Genomic DNA, 454 nt, shown 5'->3' with positions numbered 1-454 from the left:
CGGGATATTGCTTTCCTTCGGCAAGGCCATCTTCACCGTCTGCGTCACCACCGGCACCGTGATCAGGAAGATGATCAGCAGCACCAGCATCACGTCCACCAGCGGCGTGGTGTTGATCGCGGACATCACCGCGTCTTCGTCGCCCTTGCCGTGGCCTTGGCCGAATCTTGCGTTGCGCCCCTTCATCGTCGTCGCCTCAGCGCGCGTTCAGCAGGCTGGCGTGCAGGCGGCCGGCCACCACGCGCACCATGTCCAGCACCAGCTTGTTGCGACGCACCAGCCAGTTGTATCCCAGCACCGCCGGCACCGCCACGCCCAGACCGATCGCGGTCATGATCAGCGCCTCGCCCACCGGGCCCGCCACTTTGTCGATGGACGCCTGGCCGGACATGCCGATCGCGGTCAGCGCGTGGTAAATGCCCCATACCGTGCCGAACAGGCCGACGAAGGGCGC

Annotated in this window: 2 protein-coding genes; both read right to left on the bottom strand. The window is 66.1% G+C overall.

Annotated features, from left to right (window positions below):
- Positions 1-186 (bottom strand): biopolymer transporter ExbD (locus tag ACODRW_RS24355; protein WP_488906929.1); only part of this gene is annotated, 186 nt, incomplete at its 3' end.
- A gap of 10 nt (positions 187-196) precedes the next feature.
- A partial coding sequence (locus ACODRW_RS24350; RefSeq protein WP_488906928.1) for a MotA/TolQ/ExbB proton channel family protein occupies positions 197-454 on the bottom strand: 258 nt, incomplete at its 5' end.

It is taken from the genome of Chromobacterium sp. FG89, assembly GCF_057808735.1.
Note: the sequence above shows the minus strand (reverse complement) of the source record. Positions and strands in the feature narration are given on the sequence as shown.